This window comes from Micromonospora chalcea (genome assembly GCF_002926165.1).
Lineage (GTDB): Bacteria > Actinomycetota > Actinomycetes > Mycobacteriales > Micromonosporaceae > Micromonospora > Micromonospora chalcea.
In genome coordinates this window covers 15,710-27,847 of record NZ_MAGP01000167.1, presented here as the reverse complement: position 1 = coordinate 27,847, position 12,138 = coordinate 15,710, and the positions used below count along the sequence as shown (strand labels likewise).

Genomic DNA, 12,138 nt, shown 5'->3' with positions numbered 1-12,138 from the left:
TAGTAGTGCAGCACCGCCGGGATGATCCCGGCAGCCCCGTTCGTCGGCGCGGTCACCACCCGCCCACCCGCCGCGTTCTCCTCGTTGACCGCCAACGCGAACAACGTCACCCAGTCCATCGCACGCAGCGGATCCCCGCTACCGGTCTCCGCCTCCAGGCCGCGCCGCATCTCCGCCGCGCGCCGCCGGACCTTCAAACCACCCGGCAGTACGCCGTCACGCGTGCAGCCGCTCTCCACGCACTCGCGCATCACCCGCCAGATCTCCAGCAACCCCGCCCGCACGTCCGCCTCGCTACGCCAGGACACCTCGTTGGCGAGCATCACCTCACTGATCGACAGCCCGGTCCCGGAGGTGACCTCGAGCAGTTCCGCACCGGTCAGGAACGGATGCCGTACCCGGGTGCTGTCCGCCTTGATCCGGTCCGCCCCGGCGGCCGCCTCGTCCACCACGAACCCGCCACCCACCGAGTAGTACGTGCGCGTCCGCACCTCGTTCCCGGCCACGTCGTACGCCGCGAACGTCATCCCGTTCGGGTGATACGGCAACGAGCGTCGGCGATGCAGCACCAGATCCGCGTCCGGATCGAAGTCGACCCCCTGACTGCCGAACAGGTCCAGCCGCCGCTGGGTGCGGATCCGCTCGACGCGAGGCCCCACCGAGTCGGTGTCGACAGTCTCCGGAACCTCGCCCTCCAGCCCCAGCAGCACCGCCCGGTCACTGCCGTGCCCATGCCCGGTCGCGCCGAGCGAACCGAACAACTCCGCCCGTACCCGCGCCACGTCGGCGAGCTGCCCGTCGGCCTTCAAACCCGCCACGAACGTACGAGCCGCCCGCATCGGCCCGACCGTGTGCGAGCTGGACGGCCCGATACCGACACTGAAAAGATCGAAAACACTGATCATCGCGCGCATGCTCCTGTCATCGCCACGGACGACGGTCTTCGGTTCCGCGTGACCGCCCATGGCTGTCTGGTCCGCGGCGAACGATGCCGGAAGCTCCGCGTCGCGCTCAGTCGGCGGCGCCAGGCTTGAAGGATCGAGCCAGGAGGAGCAGGTTCGCGGGCTTCTCGGCAAGCCTGCGGGTGAAATATGCGTACCAGTCCTGTCCATACGGCAGATACACCCGCACGCGGTACCCCTCCCCCGCAAGCCGCCTCTGCTCGTTGGCGCGGATGCCGTACAGCATCTGGACCTCGAAATCGGTCGTGCTCCGGCCACCGGCGCGGGCGAGCCCGATGGCGCTGTCGATCAGGCGGGGATCGTGGGTCGCCACCATGGGATAGCCCTGGCCCTGCATCAGGATCCGCAGGCACCTGTCGAATGCCTCGTCGATCTGACGCCGTCGCGTATATGCCACTGACGCCGGCTCCGCGTAGGCTCCCTTGACCAGGCGCACCCGGCTCCCTGCGTACGCGAGGCGCTGGCAGTCCGCCGGGGTACGGTGCAGGCACGCCTGCAGCGCCACGCCTACCCAGGGAAATTCGGTACGCAGTTCGTCCAGCACGGACAGCGTCAGGTCAACTGTGGTGTGATCCTCCATGTCGAGGGTCACCGTGGCGCCGGCGGCAGCCGCAGCGGCACAGATGTCGCGCGTCAGCCGATACGCGTGTCGGCGACCGTCGTGGGGCAGCGCGCTACCGAGCGCCGACAGTTTCACCGACACCTCGGACGTACCGGGCATCCGCATCTCGGAGAGCAGGCTGAGATACGCGTCGCGTACGGCGGCAGCCTGCTCGACTGTCGTCGTTCCTTCGCCGAGATGGTCGATCGTCACCCGCATCCCGGATTCGACGATGCGCCGCGCCACTGCGATCGCCTCATCGTTCACCTCGCCGGCAACGAATCGTTGCACCACGCCCCGGGTCAGGGGGGATCCGGCAACGATGCTCCGGAGTCGGTGACTGCCGGCTGCCAACAGCAACAGCTTGTTCGGCAATTGGGGTCCTTTCTCGGGGCTGCCGTCGCCCTCAGGCAGCAGAGCGTGACGAAGCGATCTACCACCCGCGGAAGCTCGGGTTCCCCGTACGGTCAGGAGGTGTGGCCGGGATGGAGGGGGTGCCGATCGACGAGGCGAGCCACCCGCGTGCGTAGCGACGTGTCAGCCTCCCTGGCGGTCAGAGCAGCGGCGATGATGTCGGCCACCTCCATGAAGTCCGCTTCGGAGAACCCTCGGGTGGCGAGACCGGAGGTGCCGATCCGTAGCCCGGAGGTGACCATCGGCGGGCGGGGGTCGAACGGCACGGCGTTACGGTTGACGGTGATGCCGACGCCTTGCAGCAGCCGCTCCGCCTGCGCGCCATCGAGATCCGCGTGGCTCAGGTCGACCAACACCAGGTGCACGTCGGTGCCTCCGCTGACCACCCGGATGCCGGCCTTCGCGACCTCGGCGGCGCAGAGACGATCAGCAACGATCTTCGCTCCGGTCAGGGCTCGCCGCTGCTGATCCTGGAACTGCGGTTCTCCGGCGATCCGAAAGGCCACCGCCTTCGCGGCCACGACATGCGCCAGCGGACCACCTTGCTGGCCTGGGAAGACCGCCGAGTCCAGCCTCCGCGCGAGATCGGTGTACGCGCTGAGGATGGCGCCGCCCCGAGGGCCGCCGAGGGTCTTGTGCGTGGTCAGGGTGACCACATGGGCGTGAGGCACCGGGTTGGGATGCAGGCCGGCCGCGACCAGCCCGGCGAAATGGGCCATGTCTACGAGCAGGTATGCACCCACCTGATCGGCGATCCGCCGGAATCGGGCGAAGTCGAGCGTTCGAGGGTAGGCCGACCAACCGGCGATGAGCAGCTTCGGCCGATGCTCGCGCGCCAGTTCTTGGACCTCATCCATGTCGATCAGGTGGTTCTCGGCGCCTACCCGATAGCTCACGGCCCGGTACAGTCGCCCCGAATAGTTGATGCGCATGCCATGGGTCAGATGACCGCCGTGAGCGAGGTCGAGCCCGAGGATGGTGTCACCCGGCTGGATCAGAGCAGCCATCACGGCGGCGTTCGCCTGCGATCCGGAGTGCGGCTGCACGTTCGCGTAGGTGGCGCCGAACAGCCGCTTGGCCCGGTCGATCGCCAGGAGTTCGATGTCGTCGACATGCTCGCATCCGCTGTAGTAGCGCCGCCCCGGGTAGCCCTCCGCGTACTTGTTGGTGAGGGCCGATCCCTGCGCCTGGAGGACGGCTCGGGGCGCGAGATTCTCGGAGGCGATCATGCCCAAGGTCTCGTGCTGCCGGCGTAGCTCCCGGCCGATCGCCTCGGCGACGGCGGGGTCGAGGTCGGCCAGATCATCGTCGAAGGCTGCCATCGGGGCCTACCGCGACTCGTCGGAGAAGGCGCGGTACTCGTCCGGCGACATCAGGGAAGGCACCTGCGCCAACCGGACCCGCAGGAGCCAGCCTTTGCCGTACGGATCGGCGCCGATCAGGCCCGGATCGGCGATGACCGCCTCGTTGACGGCGACGACCTCTCCACTGACCGGGAGGTACAGCTCCGCGACCGACTTCGTGGATTCGACCTCTCCACACACGTCACCGGCAGTCAGCTGGCTCCCCGGCTCGGGCAGTTCCACGTAGATGACATCACCGAGCGCTTCGGCGGCGAAAGCGGTGATGCCCACTTCGGCCGGCTGAACCGAGTCGTTGACCCACTCGTGGTTGGGGCTGTACTTCAGGTGTTCCGGTACGTTCATGACGCTGAACCCTCGCAAGGAATGGCCGCGGATCACCGCGGACGACGGTAGAACGGAAGAGGGACGATCTCGACCGGCTCGGTGGTCCCCCGGACCTGCACGGCCAGCCGGATGCTGTCGCCAGTGCCGGCACGGATGCTGGCCATCGCGATCGGCCGCTTGAATGTGGGTGAAGGGGCGCCGCTGGTGATGAGGCCGACCGGATCAGCGCCATGGCCGTCGTCGGTCAGCGTCACCACCTGCTGGCCCGCTCGGGGAATTCTCTGCCCGGACGCGACGAGGCCGACAAGCCGACGGGTGACACCGCTCTTGTGGGCCTCGGCCAGTGCGGCTCGTCCGACGAAGTCGCCTGGTTTGACGAAGGACACCACCCGCCCCAGCCCGGCATCGAACGGGGTGACGTCACGGCCGATCTCTGCGCCGTACAACGGCATTCCGGCCTCAATGCGGAGGGTGTCGCGGCACGCCAGCCCCGTGGGCGTCAAGCCGTGACGCCGACCGGCCACAAGCGCTGCGTCCCACGTGCGGACCGCGTCTTCGGCGTGTACGAGCAGTTCGAAGCCGTCTTCGCCGGTGTAGCCGGTACGAGCGACGACGGCTGGACGACCGTCGATGTCCAGTAGCGCTGCGGTGTAGTAGCGGAGTCGGGTGAGTCCCGTACCGGTCAGGGCTTCCACGATGGGGGCGGCGCTCGGCCCCTGCACCGCGATGATCGCCCGCTCGTTCGTGCGGTCGGCGGCCCAGGCCGCGTAGTCCGCACAACGGGTCCTGATGGCCTCATAGACGACGCGTGTGTTGATGGCGTTGACGACCAGCAGGTACCGGTGCGATGCGAGGCGATAGGCAACGAGGTCGTCCAGCACCCCGCCGGCGGCGTCACAGAGCATGGTGTAGCGCGCGCCGCCGATCGGTACGGCAGACAGGTGTCCGACCAGAGCGTAGTCCAGCGCTGTCGGGGCCTCCGGCCCCGTCACCTCGATCTGACCCATGTGGCTGAGATCGAAGAGGCCGGCCTGTTCGCGTACGGCGCGGTGCTCAGCGAGCTCGCTTCCGTAGCGGAGGGGCATCCGCCAGCCGCTGAAGTCGGTGAATCGAGCTCCGTGTTCTATGTGCGATGCATGCAGAGGTGAGCGGAGCAGAGCCGCAGGCTCCTGGTGCACGGGGGCGCTCCTCGTCCCGACGCACGCGGCGTCGATCGGTCGGTTGCCTCCCGCTCTGTCATTGACCTGAGAGCTTCACCGCTGTGTCAGCGGCTTGCACCGTGGGTGAGACGACGGTCGTCTGCTTTCCAGAGTTACCTCGCCTGCACGGTAATGGGGCCTGAGAGTTTCTTGGGAGTTTGCTCCTTCGGCGCTCCGAACGAACGGAGTCTCTCCCGTGCAGGTTCGAATGGTGTCTATGTAGTTGTGAGTCATTCGCAGGTTAGGTGACCGCACATACCGCGTCAACATCATCCTGCCCATAGCTGACGCCTATATATCGCGTCGGATCGCTACGACGCTGCGGGATGGGCGTGGGGATTGGCCCGCCACTATCGGGCGAAGGCAGCGTTGTCGTTCACGTGATCCAGGTAGGCCCGGGTGATGGCCTGGAACAGGGCGCTGCTCTCTGCATGGGTCAGCGCATCGCGCCGCCAGACGACCACCAGCCTGGCCAGCAACTGCGGCTCCCCGCGCAGCGGCAGCACCCGAGTCCCGGCGGCCGGGGCCCAGGTCGGGTCGACCAGCCGGACACCGTCTCCGGCGGCCACCAGTGGGTGCGCGGCGCCACTCGGCGCTTCGTACCGGATCTTCGGCTCGAAACCTGCGGCGCGGCAGGCCCGTCGCAGCGAGGCGAGTGAGCCGTCGTCCGGCCCCGGCGGGCACACCCACGATTCGTTTCTCAGGTCGGCCAGCCGCACCTGCTCGTGGTGGGACTGCGGGTGGGAGGCGGACATGGCGACAAAGATCGGGTAACGGGGGATCAGTGGCCGGCTGGTGAGCGTGGGACCGATCGGCAACTCGAAGCCCTCAAGGATGCCCAGCAACGCGGCATCCAACTGGCCTCGGGTGAGTGCCTCCACCAACAGGCGCGAGGACGGCTCGATCTGCAGCGCGATCTCCGGATCCGGGAACGCTTCCGCGACATGGCGTACGAGACTGCCCGCGCAGGCGATGTGGACGGTGCCGAGTCGGAGCAGGCCCGGAATGGGGTGCCGGTCGCCGAAGTCCTCGACGAGCGCGTCGACCTCGGCCAGCACGACGCGGGCGCGCTGGAGCACCTGCTTGCCGAGTTCGGTCGGTTGCATACCGGTACGGCTTCGGACGAACAGCGGCCCACCGACCGTCTTCTCGATCCGATGCACCTGGGCCGTCAGCGCGGGCTGCGACAGGCCCAGGCGGGCGGCGGCGCCGGTCACGCTTCCGGCCTCGGCGATGGCACTGATCGCCCGCAGGTGGCGCACATCGATGCCCATGACCGAGATTATGCACGCGACCGCAGGCAGTGCGGCGGCCACAGGGCAGGCGGGCGCGCCGCCCGGCGACTCTCGCCGGGCGGCGCGCTCATACCCATCACATGTGGTTCAGTAGCGCGTGCTCACCGTGGCGCCAGAGCAGGCGGTCTTCCCGTAGAGGCTGATGTAGTGGTACCCGGCGGCCGGGCTGGGGACGGCCAACGACTCGGTGTTGCCGGCCCCGGCGGAGGAGCGGGTGGCGTTGCTGGTGGTGGCCCAGCTCGACGGACTGTAGTAGAGATCGCAGTTGCCCGTGCCGCCGGCTACGGCAATGGTCAGGGTGCTGACGCCGGCGGGCAGGTAGATGTACAGGTAGTCGTAGTTGCCCGCGGTCGCGGAGCGTCCACTGCGCTGACAGTTGCGGTCGAGAGTCCGCGTGTCGGTGCCGCTGCATTCCGGCACGGTGGTGCCGCCGCCCGTCGTGACCGAGATCGTCTGGGACGATCTCGCGGTCGCTCCCTGGTTGTCGGTGACCGTCAGTGAGACGGTGTAGGTGCCGGCCGTAGCGTAGGTCTTGCTGGGGTTGACGGCCGACGAGGTGCTCCCGTCCCCGAAGGCCCACTGCCGGGACGCGATGCTGCCGTCGGCGTCCGTGGACCGGTCGGTGAAGGTGGCGGTGAGCCCACTGGTCGTCACGGTGAACGAGGCGGACGGGGGCTGGTTGGTCGGGGGCGGCGTGGTGCTCCCGCCGCAATCCCCTGCCGCGCAGCGCGTCAGCCAGGCGTCGAAGTCCGCGTCGTAGCGCGAGCCAATGGTGCTGGTGAGGTACGTGCGGGCGGCGTTGAATGCCCCCGATCGGTAGTATCCGAGCACTGTCGTCATGTCCGGCCGATGGGACTGCATCATGTACCGCACGGCCAGGTAGCCCCAGTTGTAGATGCGCGTCTGGTCGTTGTTGTAGGTGGTGTCGAACAACGTACGCAGCGCATAGGTGTGGTTGCCCGCCTGGTTCTGGGCGCTGGTGTAGGTGACGTTCCGGTAGGAGTAGGAGACGTACTCGGCGAAGCCTTCGATCCACCAGATGGTCGGTGTGGTGATGTTGGCGCTGAAGTCGCCGTACATGTTGAACCGGCCATCGAGGTAGTGGGTGTACTCGTGGTTGAGGTTCCAGATCTGGAAGGCCGGCCGGACCCACTCGGCTTCGTAGGCGATGAACCTTGCCTGGTTGTTGGGGTCTGACGGGTTGCCCTCCAGGTACATACCGCCGTTGTTCGTGTCGATGCCGTAGATGGCGCCCGCGTAGGTCTGGTAGTCGGTGCTCGAGTTGAAGACGACCACCTCGATGTCGGTGTTGACATCGCCTGCCACCGGCCCGCTGTCTGCGACCAGGCTGTGGAAGTAGGCGTCCTGGCCCTTCAGGCTGGTGCAGGACTGGCTCAGTTCAGCCGAGGTCATGTCCTGCGCGACGATCTTGATCGACGGACTGCATGTGTAGTTGATCGTCAGGACAGAGCTGGTCAGCTGGGCGGAGAGGTTGCAGGTGGTGTAGTAGGAGCAGTTGGCGACGTCGTATGCCTGGGTCATCTCTGCGACGCCGACCCAGAGCGGCGCCGTCGGGCCGGTCATGTTGCTTCGCGAGAGAAGCGCCGACGCCATCGGCCGCACGATGGGACTGAGCGGGGCGTGCTGCAGGAATCGTCCGAGTTCCCGGCCCGCGTTCGACGTGAGGTAGCCGTTGTCGGTGCCGAGGAGACCGGCGTGGGTGTTGGCGAAGTTGTACAGGTTGTCGAGCACGGTGCGGTCGGCCTGCACGGCGGAGACGAACGCGGGCACCTGGTGGCCTCGGAACAGCACCGTGTAGACGTTGTTGACCGCGTTGAGCATGTACCAGGACGAGGTGTACGACGAGTTGAAGCCGGTCAGGAGCCGGTTCACCACGAACAGGTATCGGGCGTTCTCCTGTGCGCTGTCGATGAGCGTCACCGCCTCCGCCAGGGTCTCACCGTTGGCGTCGGTCACGTCCCAGGCGCGTGGGTTCGCGAAGAAGGCGTCGAGCGCTGAGCGGATCGCGGTCTGCAGTGCCGCCCCGTAGGTTCCGACGCTCGTGTCGTACCACTGCACGTAGTAGCCGGCCCGCAGGTAGAGAACGAGCTGGGGCATGCCGGTGGAGGGGTTACCCGGGTAGCCGGGCGAGCCGTCGCGCACCGCGTACGCGACGCTCGCCATCTGCGCCTCGCGGAAGGCGTTGTAGGCATCGCTGCCGGAGAGGCTGAAGAGGCTGTTGATGCAGTCGACCGTGGATCCCTTGATCTGGCTGACCAGCGCCGCCCCCGTTCGGCTGGTGAAGTCTGCGGTGCTGCAGGCGGCAGCGGCGGCGCGAGACCCGGCGTCCGACGGCCGAGCGCGTCGCTTCGGGGTTGCCGGGCGGTCGTAGTCGACACGGGCGGCGTCCTTCGCGGCCGGCTGCGGCGGGCGCTTGTGTACGGGGAGCGCCTGCTCGCTCACATGGTCTACCCGGTCCTTGCCCCGAACAGTCGCATCGCCCGCTGCCGGCGGTGCCGCATCGGCCTTCCTGGCCTGCTGCCCGGGTGGCACGGGCCGCGCCGAGTTCGCGGCGGCCGGCGGCGCGATGACGCCGCAGGCGAGCGTCAGCGCGGTGAGCGCGCCGAACAGCTGACCTAGTCTTCGCCGCAATGGGTGTCCAGACATGCTCTCTCCTCATGGGCGAGGGTGTGATCCAGCAAAGGCGCTGACGCACTTCGATGGACGCTTGGGGGGTGGACGCTAGCCAGGCGGCTCCGGCGGCCACAACGAGTCCACAGCGGGTGGTCAGGGTGGCCCGCCTGGGCCTTACCGGAACCTGTGAGCGATGCGTCGAGGGTCGTCGGATCGATCAGGCGACGTGATGGACAGATGACATGAAAGCGGGCGGTCCGGTCGTGCGATCGTCCAGGTGTTCACGATTCAGACACCGGACGGCAACCATGGCGACCATCTTGCTCATCGACGAAGACCATCGCTATCGGCGGCTACTCGGCGATCAGTTGACGCGCTTCGGTCATCTGGTCACCGAGATCGCCCTCCATGAGAGCGGGCGGACGTTGTCCGACCTGACCTGCCACACCCACCGGAGGCCGGATGTCGTGATCGTGGACCCGGTCGTGCCGGCGGTGGACGGGCTGCTGCTGATGCGCCTGCTTTGTGTCGCGTCCCGCCGCCCGGTTCTGGCACACAGCATCAGGAGTATCGATGATGACGTCGTCCGCATGCTGCGCGCCGGCGCAGACGGATTCCTGCCGAAGCCGTGTCCACCCGCGGTGGTTGACGCCTCCGTCCGCGCTCTGCTGCGCCGGGTTCCGCCGGCACCGCCTCCGGCGCCGTCCGAGGTCGGCGCTCTTCGCATCGATGTGGCAGGTCGCAGCGTCTCAGTGGACGGACGACCCGTGGCGCTGACGCGTACCGAGTTCGAGCTTCTCGCCTATCTTGCGGAGCACCCCGGCCGGGTGGTGCCACGGTCGCAGCTCCGGACGAGGATCCGCGCGGAGGGCCTGCCGTCGGCGGCGTCCCTCGACGTCCTGCTGTCCCGTCTGCGGCGCAAGCTGGGCGAGCGCTCGACAGGCACGAAATACCTGCACACCGCTCGGGGGCGGGGAGTCTCGTTGCGACCGGTTCCGGCGCGGGAGCAGATCACGCAGACATCCGGGAGCGATGCGGCGCGTTGATCGCCGATCGTTCTGGGCCGCGCCGCGGCGCACTTCATGGAGGACCGCGATGCGTTGCGGCAAGGGACGTGGTCCGGCGGGCCGTTACCAGACGAAGCAGCATGACGAGGGACGAGTGTGATGTCATGGGGAAGATCGGTCATCGGCCCGCCGAGCGGCAACTCGCTTACACGTTCGGGGGTCGGATACCAGTCGCGCATCTGCGCTCCGGTGACGTGCTGGAGGTGTACACCGAGGACTGCTTCGGTGGCCGGCTTCGCAGTGTGTCCGACCTGTCGTCCTGGATGTTGGAGACGCCGCATCTGAATCCGGTCTCCGGACCCTTCCTGATCGAGGAGGCCGAGCCCGGTGACACACTCGCCATCCACATCGTCTCGATCGTTCCCGCGCGAGACTGGGGGGTGTCGTCCACGCCTCCACACATCGGCGCGCTCGGATCCGGTGTGCGAGCGCTCGCGCTTGGCGCACCGGTCGAGGCGCGGGTCTGGTTCTACGAGATAGACCGTCGGGCTGGAACGGTCCGGTTCCAGTCGACGAGAACGGACCATGCGGTGGACCTGCCGCTGGAGCCGACTATCGGCACCATAGGCGTGTCTCCCGGGAGACTCGAGGCTCGGTCCACCATGGTGCCTGACTTCTACGGCGGGAAGCTCGACATCCCCGAGGCGCGTGCGGGCGCGACCCTGTACCTGGGTGTCAACGTTCACGGGGCGATGCTTGCGCTCGGTGACGGCCACGCTCGCCAGGGGCACGGCCAGGCCTGTCCCGCCGGTGTGGCGATCGCTACCGTCACCACTGTCGCCATTGAGGTGATCAAGGGATGGCAAACCAGTTGGCCACGGTTGGAGACCGACCTCGATCTCATGTCGATCGGCTGCGCCCGTCCTCTCGATGACGCCTATCGAATAGCTCACCAGGATCTGGTGAGCTGGGTCGGATCCTTGGCGGGGCTGGAGATGCTGGACGCTCATCAGCTCGTCTCGCAGGCAGGGCGGACGGCCCTCGGCAACGTACGCGACGCGAACTACACGCTTCTCGCCGCGATCGGGAGACGGCTGGTCCCCCATCCTGCTGCCGCGTACGACGACGCACACGATCGGCTCAAGCGGACCGCCGCCTCGGCGGGATAGCGGTCGTCGATCCCTCCGCGCACCGGGGCGTGCTTGCTGGTCGATGAGAGTGCTGTTCGTCGTCGCGAGGCGCCGTCAGACAAGCTGATGGGTGCCTCGACCAGCGCGGCTGGAAAACGGGGCTCTCCATCGCGAACGTCGAGTAGGTGCCGAGGACAACCTCGAAGAGGCGGTCGGCCTGTTCGGCACTCATGCGACGGCGATGCCACCAGAGCGTGAGGTGCATGCGCAGCGGTTCCCCGGCGAGGGGAACGACTGCGACTCCCGGACCGCCATGGGAGGTCGGCTCCACCAGCTGAACGGCGCGTCCGGAGCCGACGAGCTGCCGCCCGCCGCCGCTGGGCACGTCGAACTGGATTCGCGGGGTGAAGCCTGCCTTGCGGGCCGCCTGCCAGAAGGCGGACAGGGAACCGTCCTCTCCGCCGGGCGGCCTGATCCATGCCTCTTCTTTGAGCCCTTCCAGGGGGATCTCCCGAAGACCCGCCGCCCGGTGGGCGCTGGAGACAGCGACGTACACCGGGATTGCCGACGCGAGCACCCGCTCACCTAGTTCCTGCGGGAGTGGAATCTGATGGGACTCCGCAATCGCCAGCACCGCCACATCGAGGTCGCCGTGCACCAGTCGCTGGGCGAGCCTCAGGCTGGACGGCTCGACGCACATGGAGAAGGAGATATCCGGGAAGCTCGTCTCCAGACAATGGAACAGAGACGAGACGCACTCCATGTGCACCGATCCAAATCGGATCGCGCCCGCCGGGCCGGCGATCTCTCCCCCCAACGCGTCCATTTCGGCGACCAATAGGCGGGCTCGTTGGAGGAACTGCTCTCCGAAGGTGGTGGATCGAGCGCCACCGCGCCCGCGCTGGAATATCTGATGACCGACCATCCGTTCGACACGCTGAAGCAGGGTCGTGACGGAGGGCTGCGAGATCCCCAGTCTGGATGCTGCTTTCGAGATGCTTCCGGTATCGGCGATCGCGCAAACGACTCTCAGATGCCGGATTTCCAGATCCATGCGTGCACCCTATCCATCCGGGTTCAGGCCGGGTAGTCGCTACTCCCCCGTCCTCGCGCGAGGGCATGTCGTCAAGAAAGCGTCGCAGTCTCGGTGGCAATGGCGGGCGGAAGCTTCGCGAGCATTCATGAACCGTCATTGGGCTCGGGGTGGT

At 67.5% G+C, this 12,138-nt stretch carries 10 protein-coding genes and 1 riboswitch; of the genes, 2 read left to right on the top strand and 8 right to left on the bottom strand.

The features are described from left to right. From BAW75_RS29490 to BAW75_RS29460, 7 genes are all read right to left on the bottom strand, one after another. Nucleotides 1-905, bottom strand: a 905-nt coding sequence (locus BAW75_RS29490; protein WP_104115709.1) for an L-serine ammonia-lyase, incomplete at its 3' end; no start/stop codon positions are given. Between the two features lie 106 nt (nucleotides 906-1,011). Then, the gene (locus BAW75_RS29485; RefSeq protein WP_104115702.1) at nucleotides 1,012-1,938 is read right to left on the bottom strand and encodes a proline dehydrogenase family protein; all 927 of its coding nucleotides are present in this window, start codon (nucleotides 1,936-1,938) and stop codon (nucleotides 1,012-1,014) included. A gap of 92 nt (nucleotides 1,939-2,030) precedes the next feature. Then, nucleotides 2,031-3,299, bottom strand: a complete 1,269-nt coding sequence (glyA, locus tag BAW75_RS29480; protein WP_104115701.1) for a serine hydroxymethyltransferase — start codon at nucleotides 3,297-3,299, stop codon at nucleotides 2,031-2,033. A 6-nt stretch (nucleotides 3,300-3,305) separates the two neighbouring features. Continuing rightward, nucleotides 3,306-3,683, bottom strand: a complete 378-nt coding sequence (gene gcvH / locus BAW75_RS29475) for a glycine cleavage system protein GcvH (RefSeq protein ID WP_064447286.1) — start codon at nucleotides 3,681-3,683, stop codon at nucleotides 3,306-3,308. A gap of 32 nt (nucleotides 3,684-3,715) precedes the next feature. After that, nucleotides 3,716-4,843, bottom strand: a complete 1,128-nt coding sequence (gene gcvT, locus BAW75_RS29470) for a glycine cleavage system aminomethyltransferase GcvT (protein WP_104115700.1) — start codon at nucleotides 4,841-4,843, stop codon at nucleotides 3,716-3,718. A 138-nt stretch (nucleotides 4,844-4,981) separates the two neighbouring features. Further along, nucleotides 4,982-5,071, bottom strand: a riboswitch (glycine riboswitch). Nucleotides 5,072-5,214: 143 nt separating this feature from the next. Then, the gene (locus tag BAW75_RS29465; RefSeq protein ID WP_104115699.1) at nucleotides 5,215-6,138 is read right to left on the bottom strand and encodes a LysR family transcriptional regulator; all 924 of its coding nucleotides are present in this window, start codon (nucleotides 6,136-6,138) and stop codon (nucleotides 5,215-5,217) included. Between the two features lie 108 nt (nucleotides 6,139-6,246). After that, nucleotides 6,247-8,826 (bottom strand): collagenase, encoded by a 2,580-nt coding sequence (locus BAW75_RS29460; RefSeq protein WP_104115698.1) that lies wholly within the window; start codon nucleotides 8,824-8,826, stop codon nucleotides 6,247-6,249. Between the two features lie 275 nt (nucleotides 8,827-9,101). Between BAW75_RS29460 and BAW75_RS29455 the strand changes: the two genes are divergently transcribed. After that, nucleotides 9,102-9,839 (top strand): response regulator transcription factor, encoded by a 738-nt coding sequence (locus tag BAW75_RS29455; RefSeq protein WP_051611145.1) that lies wholly within the window; start codon nucleotides 9,102-9,104, stop codon nucleotides 9,837-9,839. 101 nt (nucleotides 9,840-9,940) lie between these two features. Next, on the top strand, nucleotides 9,941-10,969 hold the full coding sequence (locus tag BAW75_RS29450) for an acetamidase/formamidase family protein (RefSeq protein WP_244206316.1): 1,029 nt from the start codon (nucleotides 9,941-9,943) through the stop codon (nucleotides 10,967-10,969). Here the strand turns inward: BAW75_RS29450 and BAW75_RS29445 are convergent. Next, nucleotides 10,941-11,984 carry a LysR family transcriptional regulator gene (locus BAW75_RS29445; protein ID WP_104115697.1) on the bottom strand — a complete coding sequence of 348 codons (1,044 nt, stop codon included), beginning with the start codon at nucleotides 11,982-11,984 and terminating at the stop codon, nucleotides 10,941-10,943. The genes BAW75_RS29450 and BAW75_RS29445 overlap by 29 nt on opposite strands. Between the last annotated feature and the right edge of the window lie 154 nt (nucleotides 11,985-12,138).